The organism is Sphingobacterium multivorum (assembly GCF_900457465.1).
Lineage (GTDB): Bacteria > Bacteroidota > Bacteroidia > Sphingobacteriales > Sphingobacteriaceae > Sphingobacterium > Sphingobacterium multivorum.
On the sequence record NZ_UAUU01000008.1, the window covers coordinates 491,338 to 507,034 of the forward strand.

Here is a 15,697-nt window from a genome sequence, read left to right on the forward strand (position 1 = left end):
TTATGTTCATTCTGCTATTTCTTGGTCATTGCGCACCCAATCCGTCCTTTGGTTGATCAAAGTGTGTCGGCTGGCTACTTGCATAATATGCTCTACCTCGTATATTGGCATGTTCTGGCAATGCGTCTTTTACCAACGGTTCTTCTTCGCTGTTAGCGATGCCGTTTTCAAGTACGTTCTTAAAGAAATAGTAAGTGTAAAGCTTGTTTTTTAGAACATACTTACATGCTTTATCAAACTCTTCTACTGGAAAGTCCCGCTTTAACTTGAATAGACCGTCGCAGGTACGGTATAACTGTTCAGGGTAGCGGGCTCGCTTAAAAAGAACTTGCATAAGCTCATGGAACTCTGGTGAGTGCTCTCTAGCTCGGGCTAAATAGGTCTCATGACTTCGTTTCTTGTAGGCCTGATGTTCGGACTATAAGTGTTCTGCAACAGTGGTATAGGCATTTTCCCTATAACTCCGTATATGCACAGCGATCTGTTTTCCTTGACAATAGATCGATACCATAGTACGCGTATAGATAAGCTTCACTTTCATTCCGATGTAGGTAAATGGGACACTGTAATAGTGTTTGTTGCGCTGCAGGTAGATATGGCCATTGTTTCCTACTTTGAGTTCTGCGTAGTACTTTAACTCGAATCGCTCACTTGGAAGCTCATCCAGTGTAGACTTTTCTGCACTTAAGAAACGCTCTTCTCGGCAATATGGTTTTTGTTGCATGCGCGTCTGGTTATGCTTTACCATACAGGTGTTTATAGCTTGATTAAGTGCATGTATATCGAAGAACTGCTGGTTTCGAAGGGGTGCAATACGCGGCTATAAATCATTTTTACCTGGTTTTCTACCAGCGACTTATCCTTAGGACGAGCTGAACGGGCCGGGACTACAACTGTGCCGTAATGGTTGGCAAAGTCTTCCATGGATTGGTTCAGGACTGGTTCATATTTATCTGCTTTGATCACTGCCGCTTTTAGGTTATCGGGAACAATGGCTTTTGGTACACCTCCATAGCCTCCAGGCAACAGCTCAGCGCGTAAAGAAAGTCGGGAGTTTGTTGAGAGCGTACGGCGATGGCAAACGCGTAATCTGAGAAAGGAAGACAGGCAACAAATACTTCACAGGCAATCAGTTCACCTGTGGACCGATCGATATAATGGAGTTTCTTTCCAGAAAAGTCAATATACAGTTTGTCGCCAGCGATGTGTTCCATCACCATGCTGCCTTTTCTGGAGACAAGCTGTTGCCTTAAGTGATATGTGAACTGTGGATAGCTATAACCAGTGGGGTCGCTCTCAATATACTCTTGCCAGAGCAACTGTTTGGTGACCCCGGTACGCTTAAGTTCTTTTTCGTAATAATCAAGACGGCTCTTCAGGTATTCAAACTTATCTGCCTTATATGCAGGATTACCTGAATGAAAAGATTTTTCTAATAAAGGGTCCTCTTGCTTAAGCAGTTCTTCGGTATTGAACCCGCCATCGGCCATCTTTTTCAGGTAAGACCGAACTGTATTCTTACTCATTCCAAGAATGCGGGCAATCGTTTTTATTCCACTGCCGCTCTGATACAATCTAATTAATTGCTTTATCTGACTCATTTGTTTTGGTTTTCCAGCCATCAGTGATCCAAAATTGTTTGATCACTAAGTAACAAAAACTACTCGCAAAGGGGTCAGCATGCTCCAGCACAATGAACTAATAATGAATTTAGGGGGTCAACATGAGCCAGTATGGCAGTTGAATATGGGCATTAAACGCAATATGCATCCCTAAAATTAATTCGATTTTGAGGGGTCAATATGCTCCAGTATATCCAGCAAGTGCTCCAAACAGATAAACCGCTTGATAACTAAACCATTTAGCGACCAGACCTGCTAAAGGAGCGGCAATTCCCAAAGAGAAGTCAAAAAAAGCTCCGTACGCACCTAGTGCCGTTCCACGCATTTGAGGAGATACTTTTTTGATAGCCAGAACGCCCAGTGCAGGAAATATGAGTGAAAAGCCTGCTCCGGTAAGGCAACAGCCCATAATAGCTATGAATTTGGATGGTGCAAAACCTATACAAAACAGACCGATAACTTCTACTATAAAGGAGACCATTGCTACTGTATATGCTCCGTATTTATCGGGATAAGAAGAGAAAAATATCCGAACGAGTACATAGCTTCCGCCAAATAGCATAAAGGCAAGAGAGGCATCTCCCCATTGTTTTTGTGCAAAAAATAAGGCTACAAACGATGAGATGCAAGCAAATCCTATGGAAGAAAAAGCAAGTCCCAGTCCCTGACTTGAAATTTTTCCAATAACTTTATAAAAAGGTGTCCGAACGTGTTCCAAATCAACTGCTAAAACTGGAAGTTTGTATGTAACCATCAAACTAATCACAGCTAACAATATGATAGCTATAAAAGCCGTTTCGATACCAGCTATATTTGTCAGTGCAATTCCTAATGGGGCACCTAAAGCAATTCCTGCATACATTGCAATTCCATTCCATGTCATCACTTTACCTGATTGATCTACTCCGGCCAAGCCGATACCCCAAGTTAACGAACCAGTAACAAAAAGACTTTCTCCTGTTCCCTGTACAAGAACCGCTAATAAAATAAAGGATAAGGCGATAATTACATTTCCGCTAAAAAGAGAAGCCATCAGGTAAAATACGCCGCTAGAAACTATCATGAACGAACCTATTCTGCTACTGCGTTTTGCACCTTTAGTATCCGTTAACTTACCTGCATAGGCCCGGGTTAATAATGTAGCTATAGATTCTAGGCCAATTACAATTCCAACAATGATACTGCTGTATTTTAAATGACCTTGAATATACTGTGGTAAAGTCCCCAGCATAACACCTATAGTAAGATAAACGGAAAATACCGATGAAATAATGGGTACGATTATTTTGTAAAAATTCGGCTTCGTGTTTCTTTTAATAACTGCATTCACTGCATCCATATAAATCAATTTAATTTTATAGTTGCAAAGTTGCAGCATCTTTACAACACCGTTGTAACCAAAACGACTTTTGTTGTACCCAAAATGAAGTGAAGGATTTAATAGGGTTTTTTTTCTTCCATAAAGCTATGCACAAGCATTATTTTTTGCAGTAATTTTTAGCAGATTTTGTTTCCCAATCCACCAGTTCTTTATTTCTTTACTTGATATTTTTAATATATTTCACTTTAAAAATACAGGTAGTAATACTTCATTTACCATTGATGTAAGTCGCTTTTTATTGATATTTTCGGGTCTGATTAAATTCTCGATCCGGATTAGGTCAAAAGGAAGCATTAGGGTTACATGATTAACATTTTTTAATTTTTCGCCCCTCATTTCTGCCTTTTTCAAGATTTTTTCCATTATACCCAAATATGTGTTGACAGCATTTTTATGCATTTCAGTTTCTTGACTGTTGTCTTTGTCCTGCGTTCTTAAAAAATAGTAATTGTTAATGATTTCTACTCCGATTTTCTTGTACGTGTTTTGGAAAAGCATAAGTAATTGTAAAAAATCACTCCGCAAAGAACCATTATCTTTAAGCTGGCTGAAAAAAGAGCCACTAAACAGTTCTTGCGCTTTGTAATTGTAAATGTCCTGCAACAATTCAAAGGGTGTTGCCCATCTTCGATATAAAACCGCCCGGCTTGTTTTTGCTTCTTCTGCAATTTGTTGAAAAGTCAGATCTGTCAATTTTATCGTGTCTGTCAGCTTAATTGTTGCATTGTACAAACTTTCTAACAAATCGTCACCACGTCTTCTGCTATTTTTCTGTTGAGCCATTTTTTCGTTTTTACTATACAAAAATAAGAAACAATTTGTATCTAATTAAAATTTTACATTACCTTTGTGTTAAGATACAAAGTGTATCTTAATTAAAACTGCAAAAATATGGACAGAATAAGAAAAAATGAGTTGGCAACAACAGATTTAAGAGAATTTTTCCAAAATCATCACGATAAATTACTTTGCACTGCAAACAAAAATGGTGAACCATCTATATCATTAATGGGAACACCACGAATTATAGAAAATGGAAACATTGAATTTGAGTTGAGCGATGACCCCTCTATAACACTTAACAATCTTTTGGAAAATAAGTCGGTGGTATTTATGGTATATGAAGCCGCTTCACGAGCGCGGGATTACAAAGGCGTAAGAATCTATGCTGAAGTAACCGAAATTTTGAGAGAAGGCGAAAAATTGGCCCAGATAAGAACTAAAATCAGAGAAAAATACGGGAACGAAAAAGCTGATGAGCTAGTAGCTACAGTAACTTGCGAAATTAAAAAATTACGCCCGATTGTTGATAGAGGTCAAGAATGGAATGAATTGCCTGTCTTGGCATAGATTTTCCACTCGGATTAGGATCGGCTTAGTCTTGCTGCTAATTGATTTTCTTCAAGGAAATTGAATGGTTTTGGGAAGATTTTTACACTTTATAAATACTTTTTCTTAAATCAACGTTATTAACAGGTATGAACAGATTTATGAACTATCTTTATGAACAGAAAAACCATACCGTTTGGTACTTCTCACAATTAGATAGAAATATAATAATATTGACCTAACCGAATATTCTATCTTTTACTTATCTTAGAAGCCCCGCCATGTGGATTTGGAAAATATCATGTCAATCAACTACAAAAACTTAAAAGATCTCTTTCCGCAGAACTTTAGTAATATTCTTCGGGAATCCAACATGTAATTCTTCAGCGGATAAATTTAAACAAACAATGGAAAATCTAAAAAAATACATTCATTCGCTGACACCTTTTTCGCATGACAGTTGGAATTTGCTGGAACCTGCATTGACAAAGAGAACGTTTAAGAAAAATGACTTTTTGCTACAACAAGGAAAAATTTGCAACTCACTTTTTTACATTGACAGCGGTTTTTGCAAAAGCTATTTCGATATTGATGGAGTTGCAAAAAACACAGGATTTTTCTTTGAAAATGAAATTGCGACAAACATAAGCAGTTTTAGTAGCGGGCGGAAATCAGAATTTAACATCGTTGCCTGCGAACCATTGACGGCCATAGTTTTTGACAAAGACAAATTGTTTCAGGCTTCTAAACAAACCCATGAAATTGAAGTTTTAGGACGAAACTGCCTACGAATGTTTGCTACAAAACAGGAAGAATTTTCAACGCTGTTCAGTCTTTATTCAGCACAACAACGGTTAGAATATCTGGAAACCAAATATCCCGAATTTTTACAAAGGGTTTCACTTTCTCAATTAGCTTCTTTTCTTGGTGTTGCAAGAGAAACATTAAGCCGTATTAGAAAAAGAAGAACACAAAATTAATTTTGTGACGATCATCACAGGTCAACCACTGATATCTTGCGCAACTTTGCAGAAACAAATTAGTTATGCAAAAGTTGAAGTTAAACGAAGCAATCAATCATTTTACAGAGGCTGAAACAGATCAAGCGTTTCAATTAGCCAAACGAAAACAATTACCTGTTTTAGTCGATTTTTGGGCACCTGCTTGCAAAGGGTGTAAAAAGATGGAACTTGTCACTTATCAAAATCCAGAAATCCGGAAGTATGTTGACAATCATTTTGTGTTTGTAAAGTATGATATTACAAACAGGAATGTTCCAAAAATTCAATCTACACCGATTTTATGGACACCTACCTTTATTGTTTTCGCTAATGATGGCAGCGAATTAAGAAAAATCATAGGGTATCTGGACAATTGCCAATTTGAAGCTGAAATGGAAATCGGTAGAGCAATGGCTTTTTTAAGAAAGGCGCAACCCCAGGCAGCTTTGGCATTACTTGAAAATTTTATTGCAAATAGTACCAACGAAACATTCTTGCCCGAATTCTTGTATTGGGCGGGCGTTGCCTCATTCTTCATAAACAAAAGAAACCCCGAAAGCCTTATTTTCCATTGGCAGCGGTTGTTATCCGATTATCCAGAAAGTGTGTGGGCACAGAGGTCAGATATTTTAAACGTAATACTATAAATTTTAAACAAATATGCAAAAGCTAAAAAAAATTGACAAGCAAACCAATATAATAACCTGGTTTGAAATCCCTGTAACAGACATAGATAGGGCAAAAAAATTCTATGAGACTATTTTGGATATTGAAATGGTTCAAAGAGCAGACGGAAACGATCAGGCCGTTTTCTTCCCTTTTAACCCAAGTATTATTCAGGCAACATCAGGACGAGTAACGGGTGTATTATCAAAATCAGAAAGAAATAGTCCGTCAGGCAATGGCACCGTTGTCTACATCAATGCGAGTCCAGACATTCAAAAAGTACTTGACAAAGTGGAAAAAGCAGGCGGAAAAATTATTGCACCAAAGACACAAATCCCAGCAGGTTATATTGCAATCATTATTGACAGCGAAGGAAACAAAATAGGATTACACGCAGAAGAATAAATATGAAAACAAACATAAATGATTACGTTGTTCAGACACAACTATCAGAATGGAAGCCTTTAATAGAAGAGGACGTAAACACAAGCGGAATTTATATCAAGATTCTGCGCTTCGACGACAAGCAGGATCGACCGCCAAGTTTTATTTTGAAATTTGAAGCGGGAGCGTCATATCCCTTTCATAACCATCCAGAAGGTGAAGAAGCTTTTATTCTAAATGGTGAAGCATACTTCAATGAAACTAAACTTTCTAATGGCGACTATCTTTATACACCACCCAATTTCAAACATTCGGTTAGAACTGAAATCGGTTGTGAGATTTTGTTCATCGTACCACAAGAAGTGGAAATAATTTGACAAAAACGAACCGCTAATAAGTATCCGCAGGACTATGAACGAATTATTGGGTAATCAAATATGGAATTCATAGTGCGGATACATAGCGTTGGGTACTTCTTCCAATTAGACAGAAGTATTATAATTTTTTACCAACCGAATATTGTATCTTTTATCTAAAACTATAAGCGGCATATGGACTTTTGGTTCATTCGACCTTAGTATTGAATTGTCCTGTATAACTCTAATTTCAAAATAAAAACAATTATATTGCCTGTATGATAGCAATAGAATTATTTACACTTATACTTCTTGAATCAACTCTTTTACTTTCAGTGTTTTGGCTAAAAATGTAAAATCTTCTTAATAATAAGGATTTTATCCAAAGCGAGGGACAAATAAAAACGATATATAACATAATCTATTTAGCGAAAGCATCCAGCCTCCTAAAATCTTTGAAAAATTAAAAAAAATTTAGACTTTATAAAAAGAGGTTCTGTTCAAAGAAATTTGAAGTTTTATTTCAAAATTACTTTTGTTAAACGGTCCTAATGCTCATCTCCCCAAATTCCTAGTGAAAAAATTACAGGGATCAAGGTCTCCCCTAATTCTGTAAGACTATATTCCACTTTCGGTGGCGCAACAGGGCAAATAACTTTTGTAACGAACTCGTGCTCTTCAACTTCTTTCCGCTGCACATTTAAAACTCTTCGTGAAGCTTCCGGTATTGTTATTTTAATTCTAGTTTTTTTTAAAATGGATACATTAAAAATGCATATCGTTTGCAAAATTTTAAATAAAATCCACATCCTCTATTTTTGAAGATGATAGCGCTACTTGTTTTGGTAATCCTCTGGATGATTCGGGTACTCTTAAGTATTTCCGTTATTGTTCACAATGATATACTTCTCTGAAATTTGTTTGGAATGTTTATGGCCCATTACTTTTTTATCAGTATTTACAAGAATGAAAACTGCTAACAGTGGAACATTTCGCCCCTTGTAATGATGCTCTACGTAAACTGTGAATACCATATTACCGTTTCTCCTTAGAACAGCACCCAATGCTTATAGGTTTGAAAAGAGCAATTACTTAAAATCATTGGAGCTGGTGGATATCCTTGCTGGAAAGTCGAAATAAAAAGTTGATCCATTACCTTTCTTACTTTTAACCTCGATATGCGTACCGTGGCTGTCGGCTACAGATAAATGCTTTCAGAACAACCAACGAAGAAATGCTCTTCTGATTACATTCGGAAGAGCACAAAGCGATATTTCTGTGTTTTTTAAACATCTGCCTATTTGACTTGTCTAAGGATTTAGTATTTTTTTAAGGAGGAGGGTGCCGCTGTCCACTCTAAGGGTCTATGATAATTTACGTATCTAATTCATAATAAAAGTATAATTGAGTAAAACTATTTTTTTAACTTTGGTGGTCATTAAATACTAATCAACTTTATCTAATTGGGCCCTTAAAAGTTAAAGTTTGATAAGCCTTACATATAATAACTGTACTTTAACTGGGGTTGATCCTCGGGATCAAGATATTTTAAAATATCACCAACCTTTCTACTGCATTCGATCGTAATTGGATATTTTCTGTCAAACTGCGTATTATTCCAGTTCATCTTAGTAAGGCCCAGGATTTCTTTACATATCACTTCCGGAGATTCATCATGAGAAAAAAGTCTAATAAGAAGAGGATCCGGTATGTAAGCACCAGGGTAGGTTTCAAAGTAATTTACAAAGCCTCTGGTATACAAAAGAAAGTTCTTGCTATCGATGGTGCACATAGTACCTCTTAGTGGCGGATACATATTATCTCTAAAGAGTCTTAGAGAAGAGGTCATGATGGTTACAAGATCAATAGAATTAATTTTATGTTTTGTTGTTGCCCTTCTAAATCCTTCAATTTCACTTTCACTAAAATTTGAGGATTTATGTATTACTAGACGTTGCGGAAAGATCTTTAAAGCTTCATAATATTCTCCTAAAGCTGTATCCATGAGTTCAAAAGCTTGTTTTTCCGATAGGTGAGGTTCGCGATCTCCCTTTTTTAATTCCACTTCTGCGCCTCTCAATATCACTCCCTTGCCGTGCTCATTAAAGATTTGGGTAACTGTAATCGGTAAATCAGAATGGTTCTTCGCCAATTTTGATGCAATTATCCAGTTTTTGAAAGACAAACTTTTCTTCTAAGTAACTCAAAGCCACATCTACCATACATCTCACGTTTTTTATTTTTTAACCTGTTTACATTTCCTTCTACCAGGCCATTCGTCCAATTATAGCTTATGGCATTCTTTACCGCAAGTATATCCTTTTTCAATCCCTTACAAAAGCTGTCAATTCTACTTCGGCCAATAGATCGGACATATTCAAACCAGATGTCCAATCGATCGGGACAACCTCCTTTTAGAACATTTCTAAAGTCTACGAAAAGCGTACGAAAACTGGATAAAAGTGGAACCTCACTTACCAGTTTGTCAACAATTTCCTTTTCCTTTGAGCATTCTCCCGTATCCTCTGAAACTCCATATTCTGGATTTGTTACATAAATTGACAGCGTTTTTGGCAAAGGGATAGAATAAGGTCCAATTTTAGGTTTATTGACCTTTAATGGCTCCGGGTACGTCCTATTCCATTTATGTTCATAGTGGGGAAAATTCAAATAAAACCATCTTGTAAAAGATCGTTCACAACAGTTTAAGCCTATGCTCTTTAGACACCTGAACATGGCCGTAGGATTGATTTCCAAACTGCACATGTGCTTAATTTCGTCCATATATATTTCATAATGTACGCGCGTACTTCTTGCTGCTGAAGGCATTCCCTGTTCCAGATGTTTTTTTACAGTGCGCCGGTTCGTTTGGGTTTTTCGAGCGATTTCAGAAATACTGTGTCCGTCTTTTTTCATTTCGATCATCTGGGAAAGCTTCTCTTTTTTTTGAACCATTACGGAGGACATCGCCTGCTTAACATTGCCCTTGGCGTATAAAGTTTCTTTAGCTGCTTTATCAATGGGCCTCCTTGATTCGGATCTCTCATAAATACTTTTGGAGATTTTCTTCAAATGAATATATTCCTGCCTGATCTCCTCTTGTATAGCATCTCCGAGATTTTTCACCAAATGGAACCTATCAGCTATTTGTTTTGCCTCAGGGATAGCTCTCTTGATGGCACTGGAATAAACTGTGGACCGATCTCTGGTTACGTATTTGATTTCTTTATGATCCGACAGCCATTCCACAACATCACTGGAATCCCTGCTGTTCAGTAGGTCTATGGGCCGTCCTGTCTCGGCATTAACGATAATTGTACCATAATTCATTCCCTTTCTCTTTGCCCAATCGTCTATTCCGATGCAGAGCAATTTGTCGTTTGTTGGCATCGCCATGGATTTGACCATTCTAAGACAAGTACTACTACTGATAGGGATATTCATTATTCTGGAAATAGAATTATTCTACGATAAAGTATCGGAAGAAACCAGACTTGATAAGGGAATGGGAGTATTTGAGTTTGAAAGAATAAAATCACTTATTGAAAAATACATCATCTCTTCACCATTAACCATAATTGATATCGGTGGTGGCACAGGGAAGTATTCGGAATGGCTTGCAAAGAAAGGACATCGAGTTCATTTGGTGGAGCCCGTTACAAAACATTTAAAAATAGCCCGCGACAGAGCTAATAAATTGAAAAACAAATTTGCTGTGCACAAAGGAGAATCTCGAAAATTAGAGTTCTCAAATAATTATGCCGACCTTATTATACTACACGGTCCACTTTATCATCTTCAAGAGAAAGAGGACCGGGATTTAACCATTTGTGAAGCCAAACGAGTTTTGAAAAACAACGGCGTTATATTGGGTTTTGCCATTAATTATACTGCATCCACTTTGGCAGGTCTTTTAAATGGGTTAATCCACAAAAAGTCATTTTTTGAAATGTGTAAGGAAGAACTAACACTTAGCAAACATAATCCGCCCCCTGATTTCCCTTGGCTTTTAGCAGAAGCATTTTATCATAGGCCCGAACAATTAAAGAATGAATTTTTAAATCAACAATTAACCTATTTAAATACGTACGCAGTTGAAGGTATGGCATGGTTGGACAAAGACTTTTTTGCCAATATGCAGAACTACCAACGGCGGAGAGTACTCATGGAGCTTATTCAAATTACTGAAAATGATAGCTGCCTTCTTCCGTTCAGCCCACATATGATGATAGCGGTACAAAAAACATATAACCATGGAAAATAAAGACAAATATTACTGGGCACTAATAGACAATGATGGTCAACTAAACGAAATTGATCTCGGAGAAAAAATGGGATTGAACGAAAACGAAACCAACGAAATAATTGTACAGCTTTTGTCTGAATATAAAATTGAATATACAGCAATCAGATCCTGCAATTACAGCCCGACGAAAAGAGCGAAGAGAATGAAGAAAAATTAACCGCTAATGTATTTTTCCTAGGAGCTGTTACTGCAATAGTCTGTGTTGCCTTTAGTCTGGCAAGGCTCGTCATGACGATAATTGCGGCTTTGCTTATTGGTGGGTTTACGCTGAGATTGTATTTCGAGGGATCAATTTGATACGTAAGGAATATAGCGATTGGGAGCGCGAAATCCTAATAACTTTTGTAAATTAGGAAAGCAGCAAAAGACGTTGTCTGTTGACAACAGATAACGTTTTTTTTGTTTGATTATATACTTATTAACGTTTAAAGGAACAAGATATGGGCGGAAAATTGATCCTACAGTTCTCACTTTTGGTCGGACAGCTATTCTTAGGAGAAAGCTGTACCCATAACTCACATCGGGTGACGGCAGAAAATACTAAAGATGAGATTACAGCAGTGTCAATTTCTATGGTTGGCGGATTTACAGTAACACCTTCAAAAGGTTATACGATGAAGATAACAAGAGATAGTATTTATTGTCTGTTTTCTGCAATTGATACAGCGCAGAGTACCCTAAAATCATATGTCAACACGGAAGATAAATGGAACTTGTTATTGGATAAAATTGATTTGGAAAAATTTATTGCCGCTAAAGAAGAGGAATCGCGTCAGCCATACGACGGAATAGATATAAAAATAAGCATTACAACAAAAAAGGGGCAATATGTAAAACTGAATGCTGACGATAACCCTAGCTGGAATCGTGTATATAGACAATTGGAAGAATATTTTCCCCCACAAGCATATGGAAACAAAAAATTAGACAATTGAATCAACTAAAGACTGTACAGCTTATAGTAGCTTTTTGTAACTTAGTTTACTTTCCTTTTTTGCTGTAGAAATAGCGAAAGAAAATTTTTTGACATGTATAATCAAGGCAAATAAAATATAAATTACCATGGATGAGCAATTCAAACAGCAGGTATATGAGGTTGCAAAGCTGATTCCGAAAGGAAGAGTGACGACCTATGGGTCGATAGCAAAAGCCTTGGGCTATCCAAATCATTCGCGACATGTCGGAAAGGCTATGGGAGGATGTCCCAGTGATGTACCCGCCCACCGTGTTGTATCCAGTGGCGGCACGCTCGCAGTGCCTGAATTTCAAGAACGGCTTGAAGCCGAGGGGCTTGTTGTCAATAATTTACGGATCAAGGACTTTAGAAAGCTGTTTTGGGATCCGATGGACGAAATAATCGATTAATGTAATACTATGAAATACTGTGCTTTTCTACGCGGCGTCAATGTGAAGGGAACCAATATGAAGATGTCAGATGTCAGTCAGGTTTTTAAGGACGCCGGTGTAACGGACGTTACTTCGGTACTGGCTTCTGGAAATATTGTTTTTTCGTCGGACAAAGCGCCCGCCTCGCTCAAGCAGTTACTAGAGGATTCCATGTCGGCATATTTTTCTTATGAAGCTTTTTTGTTCATCCGATCACAGGAAGAAGTGGAATTGCTGCAGGCAAATATTCCTTTTGAAATACATACAGACTTCCATGTCTATGCTTTTGTAGGGACAACAGGTGTCGAAACAATACTGATGGATGAATTCAGCAATTCGACACATGTGCCGGGAGAGAAGGGAGAAATTGTCGATACGGTCTTTTATTGGCGCGTACCCAAGGGCAATACCTTGGATTCCAGCTTCGGAAAGGTGTTGGGGAAAAAGAATCTGAAAGATAAGATGACAAGCCGGAATATCAACACCTTTGAAAAGATATTGAAAAAAATGGGTTAATTAACGGAATGAGCCCGGTATTATCCGGGCTCGTTTTTAGTTTATGGAATTCAGCCATGCGTGAAGTAGTTCCTCGGATGAAAACTTTTATGGCATTGATCTTAATCAATCTCAGCCGATTTAGCCCAGATGTTAATATGGCCGTCTTTTGCATAAAGATCAATTTCGTGAATTTCTTCCGGGCTAAACGTCAGATTCTTCAGCGCACCCACGCAATCAATGACCTGTTGTGGTCTTGAGGCGCCAATTAGCGCCGATGTAACTTGCTTCTTGCGTAAAACCCATGCTATAGCCATTTGTGCCAGTGATTGCCCTCTACGCTGTGCAATTGCATGTAAGGCCTGGATGTTCTTTTGATTTTCTTCATTCAGAAATTTTGTCTGAAGTGATTTGGATTGCGCCGCACGGCTATTCTCGGGGATATGCTGTAAATATTTATCGGTGAGCATGCCCTGTGCCAAAGGGGAAAAGACGATAGAACCAATGCCTATCTCATCCAAGGTATCGAGCAAGCCATCGGTTTCTACCCATCTGTTTAGCATAGAATAGCTAGGCTGATGAATAATAAAAGGTGTGCCCAATGATTTCAGGATTGCATGGGCTTCTTTTGTGCGTTGCGAATTATAGGATGAAATACCGACATAAAGCGCTTTTCCGCTACGGACAAGCTGATCTAGCGCCAGCATGGTCTCCTCCAAGGGGTATTGGGGTCGAAACGATGTGAATAGAAAATATCGACGTAATCGATACCCAGGCGTTTAAGTGATTGCTCACAGCTTGATATCACATATTTACGGCTTCCCCATTCTCCGTAAGGCCCATTCCACATGTGATATCCCGCTTTTGATGAAATAATCATCTCATCGCGTAAACCGTAAAATTGTTCTTTTAATATTTGTCCGAAGGCCCTTTCGGCACTTCCAGCAGGCGGACCATAATTGTTTGCGAGATCGAAATGGGTAATTCCCAGGTCAAACGCTGTTGTGCAAATATCAACTTTCGTTTGATGGGCTGTGTCGTCACCGAAATTATGCCACATTCCCAATGAGATGGCAGGCAATAGAAGACCGGATTGACCACAACGATTATAGATCATATCTTGATATCGGTCTGGATTTGCTGTATACTGCATAGTCTTGAATAGTTTTAATCCAAACTAAGATAAATTTACGCTTATTTGCAAGTTTTAATTCCATACCATGGCTGTAATTTTTTAGTGCAGGAAAAGTTTTGAAAGTATCCTGTACAGATATTCTTCGAGAGCATTTGGAAAACTGCCGCTCAATGTCTTTCAAAAATCGAAATTTAATGTATTTTTATATGAAATCTAAGAAAACGATTAATTCATACGATGAGGAAAATTCTAACCATCCTAAGCTTTGTTTTTATTGTATTGGGGAATTGTTATGCCCAATCAAAACATTTACTTTTCAAGACTGATTTTGGCGATTTTAAAGTTGTACTTTATGATTATACCCACAATCATCGCGATTTGATGTTGCGATCTATTCGGGATACGGTCTATCAAGGAGCATTGTTTAATCGCATTATCGAAAATTTTGTTGTGCAGGGCGGAGAGCATGATATCGATATTGAAAAACGTGAGGCGGCAGATCCTCTTCATAGAAAACCGCGATTGGCGGCAGAGTTCGATGACCGGGCGTATCATAAAATAGGTGCCTTGGGTGCAGGACGGGATGGAAACCCCGCAAAAGCATCTTTTTTGAATCAGATCTATTTCGTGGTCGGAAAGAAAATCACGGCAGCAGAACTGGATAGTCTGGAATTGAAGAAAGGGATAAAATATACTGCAGCACAACGTCAGGAGTACTTGGCTCGTGGCGGACAGCCAAGACTTGATCACGATTTTACCGTTTTTGGCGAGATTTATGAGGGATTAGAGGTGATCATGAAAATCAGTCGGGTAAAGACGGATAAACAAGATTTTCCACTTCATAATGTGCCTTTTAAGATTGTCGAAATAAGTAAATAAACTTAACAGTCGGAGCAATATTGATAAAAAAAGGGCAATTAAGCCCTTTTTCTATTTGCGGTGTTGATCAAATTCTTCTTTAAGCTTCTGATAACGCTCTTTCCACTCGTCTGGCAGCTTGCTCGGGATGTCTTTGAGACTTTTCAGCTGAAATGCAAAGACACAGGCTGCAAAGCCCACCGTACTTATGGCCATTCCGGTCCATATGACCAGCGAAAAACCTGCAAATAGCGGATTCCAAAGTAAGATAAAGCTGAAAATAATGCCTAAAATGGCAAATAATAAATTCCAGCCCCAAGATTTACTGCCGTAATTTTTGAGGTCAAAAGAAAAGGATAGCAACTGAAAGGATTTAAAGAGCGCATAAAAGCCTACAATAAACGCCAACGTGCTGGCTGAAAGCAACGGGTTGGCAATCAGTAATATGCCGAATAGGGTATAAAGAATCCCTCCGGTGAGGTACCAACCCCAACCGTCCACTTCATCTTTGTTCTGCACGGCAAAGATAATTTCCAAAATACCGGAAATAATAAATGACCATGAAAATAGAATCGCTAATGTGAGAAATGCGGCAACAGGTGTGTAAATGGTATAGAACCCCAAAAGAATTAATAGAATGCCGATAATCAATGGAATATACCAGTGCTTGATGGATGATCTGATTGTTTTAAAAAATGAATTTGCCATAATAATGAGTTAAGATGATGCAGTATTGTCGATAAAAAAGCCCCATTAATTACTTAATGAGGCCTTACAT

General features: G+C 38.0%; 21 protein-coding genes and 1 pseudogene. 11 read left to right on the plus strand and 11 right to left on the minus strand.

The features are described from left to right. Nucleotides 1-25: 25 nt before the first annotated feature. The 6 genes from DTA23_RS27655 to DTA23_RS10595 form a co-directional block, all read right to left on the minus strand. Nucleotides 26-334, minus strand: a complete 309-nt coding sequence (locus tag DTA23_RS27655; protein WP_204991174.1) for a hypothetical protein — start codon at nt 332-334, stop codon at nt 26-28. 84 nt (nt 335-418) lie between these two features. Beyond that, on the minus strand, nt 419-748 hold the full coding sequence (locus DTA23_RS27660; protein ID WP_218565361.1) for a Mu transposase domain-containing protein: 330 nt from the start codon (nt 746-748) through the stop codon (nt 419-421). A gap of 8 nt (nt 749-756) precedes the next feature. Then, on the minus strand, nt 757-1,026 hold the full coding sequence (locus DTA23_RS27665) for a hypothetical protein (protein ID WP_218565374.1): 270 nt from the start codon (nt 1,024-1,026) through the stop codon (nt 757-759). Next, nucleotides 975-1,601, minus strand: coding sequence for a helix-turn-helix domain-containing protein (locus DTA23_RS27670; RefSeq protein WP_218565363.1), 627 nt, complete (start codon nt 1,599-1,601; stop codon nt 975-977). Before DTA23_RS27670 ends, DTA23_RS27665 begins: the two co-directional genes overlap by 52 nt. Before the next feature lie 196 nt (nt 1,602-1,797). Continuing rightward, nucleotides 1,798-2,961: an MFS transporter gene (locus tag DTA23_RS10590; protein ID WP_112374831.1), complete on the minus strand. Its 1,164-nt coding sequence runs from the start codon at nt 2,959-2,961 to the stop codon at nt 1,798-1,800. A gap of 222 nt (nt 2,962-3,183) precedes the next feature. Further along, nucleotides 3,184-3,786, minus strand: a complete 603-nt coding sequence (locus tag DTA23_RS10595) for a TetR/AcrR family transcriptional regulator (protein WP_112374668.1) — start codon at nt 3,784-3,786, stop codon at nt 3,184-3,186. Nucleotides 3,787-3,894: 108 nt separating this feature from the next. Between DTA23_RS10595 and DTA23_RS10600 the strand changes: the two genes are divergently transcribed. The 5 genes from DTA23_RS10600 to DTA23_RS10620 all read left to right on the plus strand — a co-directional run bounded on the left by DTA23_RS10600 (nt 3,895) and on the right by DTA23_RS10620 (nt 6,760). Further along, a complete protein-coding gene (locus DTA23_RS10600; RefSeq protein WP_112374669.1) occupies nt 3,895-4,353 on the plus strand; it encodes a pyridoxamine 5'-phosphate oxidase family protein in 459 nt (152 codons plus the stop codon). Nucleotides 4,354-4,739: 386 nt separating this feature from the next. Then, nucleotides 4,740-5,312 (plus strand): Crp/Fnr family transcriptional regulator, encoded by a 573-nt coding sequence (locus DTA23_RS10605; protein WP_112374670.1) that lies wholly within the window; start codon nt 4,740-4,742, stop codon nt 5,310-5,312. A 65-nt stretch (nt 5,313-5,377) separates the two neighbouring features. Continuing rightward, entirely contained in the window at nt 5,378-5,980 is a 603-nt protein-coding gene (locus DTA23_RS10610) for a thioredoxin fold domain-containing protein (protein WP_112374671.1), read from the plus strand. A 13-nt stretch (nt 5,981-5,993) separates the two neighbouring features. Continuing rightward, the gene (locus tag DTA23_RS10615) at nt 5,994-6,404 is read left to right on the plus strand and encodes a VOC family protein (protein ID WP_112374672.1); all 411 of its coding nucleotides are present in this window, start codon (nt 5,994-5,996) and stop codon (nt 6,402-6,404) included. Nucleotides 6,405-6,406: 2 nt separating this feature from the next. Further along, complete coding sequence (locus DTA23_RS10620) at nt 6,407-6,760, plus strand: cupin domain-containing protein (RefSeq protein ID WP_112374673.1); 354 nt, start codon at nt 6,407-6,409, stop codon at nt 6,758-6,760. 527 nt (nt 6,761-7,287) lie between these two features. Here the strand turns inward: DTA23_RS10620 and DTA23_RS10625 are convergent. The 3 genes from DTA23_RS10625 to DTA23_RS10635 form a co-directional block, all read right to left on the minus strand. Then, nucleotides 7,288-7,548, minus strand: coding sequence for a winged helix-turn-helix transcriptional regulator (locus DTA23_RS10625; protein ID WP_112374674.1), 261 nt, complete (start codon nt 7,546-7,548; stop codon nt 7,288-7,290). Nucleotides 7,549-8,234: 686 nt separating this feature from the next. After that, nucleotides 8,235-8,891, minus strand: coding sequence for an argonaute/piwi family protein (locus DTA23_RS10630; protein WP_146753059.1), 657 nt, complete (start codon nt 8,889-8,891; stop codon nt 8,235-8,237). Nucleotides 8,892-8,902: 11 nt separating this feature from the next. Then, entirely contained in the window at nt 8,903-10,129 is a 1,227-nt protein-coding gene (locus DTA23_RS10635) for a transposase (protein WP_172462379.1), read from the minus strand. On the opposite strand from DTA23_RS10635, the gene DTA23_RS10640 reads away from it, so the two are divergent. The 5 genes from DTA23_RS10640 to DTA23_RS10660 all read left to right on the plus strand — a co-directional run bounded on the left by DTA23_RS10640 (nt 10,101) and on the right by DTA23_RS10660 (nt 12,947). Continuing rightward, a complete protein-coding gene (locus tag DTA23_RS10640) occupies nt 10,101-11,003 on the plus strand; it encodes a class I SAM-dependent methyltransferase (protein ID WP_239468871.1) in 903 nt (300 codons plus the stop codon). The genes DTA23_RS10635 and DTA23_RS10640 overlap by 29 nt on opposite strands. Continuing rightward, nucleotides 10,993-11,202, plus strand: a complete 210-nt coding sequence (locus tag DTA23_RS10645; RefSeq protein WP_112374677.1) for a hypothetical protein — start codon at nt 10,993-10,995, stop codon at nt 11,200-11,202. The genes DTA23_RS10640 and DTA23_RS10645 overlap by 11 nt, the downstream gene beginning before the upstream one ends. A 283-nt stretch (nt 11,203-11,485) precedes the next feature. Then, the gene (locus tag DTA23_RS10650; protein ID WP_112374678.1) at nt 11,486-11,980 is read left to right on the plus strand and encodes a hypothetical protein; all 495 of its coding nucleotides are present in this window, start codon (nt 11,486-11,488) and stop codon (nt 11,978-11,980) included. 127 nt (nt 11,981-12,107) lie between these two features. After that, on the plus strand, nt 12,108-12,410 hold the full coding sequence (locus DTA23_RS10655) for an MGMT family protein (protein WP_112374679.1): 303 nt from the start codon (nt 12,108-12,110) through the stop codon (nt 12,408-12,410). Between the two features lie 9 nt (nt 12,411-12,419). Further along, nucleotides 12,420-12,947 (plus strand): DUF1697 domain-containing protein, encoded by a 528-nt coding sequence (locus DTA23_RS10660; RefSeq protein WP_070560882.1) that lies wholly within the window; start codon nt 12,420-12,422, stop codon nt 12,945-12,947. A gap of 101 nt (nt 12,948-13,048) precedes the next feature. On the opposite strand, the pseudogene mgrA reads toward DTA23_RS10660, so the two are convergent. Beyond that, nucleotides 13,049-14,079: pseudogene (gene mgrA / locus DTA23_RS10665) on the minus strand (L-glyceraldehyde 3-phosphate reductase). A gap of 219 nt (nt 14,080-14,298) precedes the next feature. On the opposite strand from mgrA, the gene DTA23_RS10670 reads away from it, so the two are divergent. Then, a complete protein-coding gene (locus DTA23_RS10670) occupies nt 14,299-14,940 on the plus strand; it encodes a peptidylprolyl isomerase (RefSeq protein ID WP_112374680.1) in 642 nt (213 codons plus the stop codon). Between the two features lie 51 nt (nt 14,941-14,991). Here DTA23_RS10670 and DTA23_RS10675 read toward each other — a convergent pair whose 3' ends face one another. After that, the gene (locus DTA23_RS10675; protein ID WP_046676237.1) at nt 14,992-15,627 is read right to left on the minus strand and encodes an HdeD family acid-resistance protein; all 636 of its coding nucleotides are present in this window, start codon (nt 15,625-15,627) and stop codon (nt 14,992-14,994) included. Between the last annotated feature and the right edge of the window lie 70 nt (nt 15,628-15,697).

What these genes read in the sequence shown, in the direction of transcription:
- DTA23_RS27655 (WP_204991174.1), bottom strand. Translation starts at nt 334, where the DNA reads ATGCAAGTTCTTTTTAAGCGAGCCCGCTACCCTGAACAGTTATACCGT.
- DTA23_RS10595 (WP_112374668.1), bottom strand. Translation starts at nt 3,786, where the DNA reads ATGGCTCAACAGAAAAATAGCAGAAGACGTGGTGACGATTTGTTAGAA.
- DTA23_RS10675 (WP_046676237.1), bottom strand. Translation starts at nt 15,627, where the DNA reads ATGGCAAATTCATTTTTTAAAACAATCAGATCATCCATCAAGCACTGG.
- DTA23_RS10660 (WP_070560882.1), top strand. Translation starts at nt 12,420, where the DNA reads ATGAAATACTGTGCTTTTCTACGCGGCGTCAATGTGAAGGGAACCAAT.
- DTA23_RS10635 (WP_172462379.1), bottom strand. Translation starts at nt 10,129, where the DNA reads ATGCCAACAAACGACAAATTGCTCTGCATCGGAATAGACGATTGGGCA.
- DTA23_RS10615 (WP_112374672.1), top strand. Translation starts at nt 5,994, where the DNA reads ATGCAAAAGCTAAAAAAAATTGACAAGCAAACCAATATAATAACCTGG.
- DTA23_RS10670 (WP_112374680.1), top strand. Translation starts at nt 14,299, where the DNA reads ATGAGGAAAATTCTAACCATCCTAAGCTTTGTTTTTATTGTATTGGGG.
- DTA23_RS10645 (WP_112374677.1), top strand. Translation starts at nt 10,993, where the DNA reads ATGGAAAATAAAGACAAATATTACTGGGCACTAATAGACAATGATGGT.
- DTA23_RS10600 (WP_112374669.1), top strand. Translation starts at nt 3,895, where the DNA reads ATGGACAGAATAAGAAAAAATGAGTTGGCAACAACAGATTTAAGAGAA.
- DTA23_RS10650 (WP_112374678.1), top strand. Translation starts at nt 11,486, where the DNA reads ATGGGCGGAAAATTGATCCTACAGTTCTCACTTTTGGTCGGACAGCTA.
- DTA23_RS10610 (WP_112374671.1), top strand. Translation starts at nt 5,378, where the DNA reads ATGCAAAAGTTGAAGTTAAACGAAGCAATCAATCATTTTACAGAGGCT.
- DTA23_RS10625 (WP_112374674.1), bottom strand. Translation starts at nt 7,548, where the DNA reads ATGTGGATTTTATTTAAAATTTTGCAAACGATATGCATTTTTAATGTA.
- DTA23_RS10590 (WP_112374831.1), bottom strand. Translation starts at nt 2,961, where the DNA reads ATGGATGCAGTGAATGCAGTTATTAAAAGAAACACGAAGCCGAATTTT.
- DTA23_RS10655 (WP_112374679.1), top strand. Translation starts at nt 12,108, where the DNA reads ATGGATGAGCAATTCAAACAGCAGGTATATGAGGTTGCAAAGCTGATT.
- DTA23_RS10620 (WP_112374673.1), top strand. Translation starts at nt 6,407, where the DNA reads ATGAAAACAAACATAAATGATTACGTTGTTCAGACACAACTATCAGAA.
- DTA23_RS10640 (WP_239468871.1), top strand. Translation starts at nt 10,101, where the DNA reads ATGCAGAGCAATTTGTCGTTTGTTGGCATCGCCATGGATTTGACCATT.
- DTA23_RS27660 (WP_218565361.1), bottom strand. Translation starts at nt 748, where the DNA reads ATGGTAAAGCATAACCAGACGCGCATGCAACAAAAACCATATTGCCGA.
- DTA23_RS27670 (WP_218565363.1), bottom strand. Translation starts at nt 1,601, where the DNA reads ATGAGTCAGATAAAGCAATTAATTAGATTGTATCAGAGCGGCAGTGGA.
- DTA23_RS10605 (WP_112374670.1), top strand. Translation starts at nt 4,740, where the DNA reads ATGGAAAATCTAAAAAAATACATTCATTCGCTGACACCTTTTTCGCAT.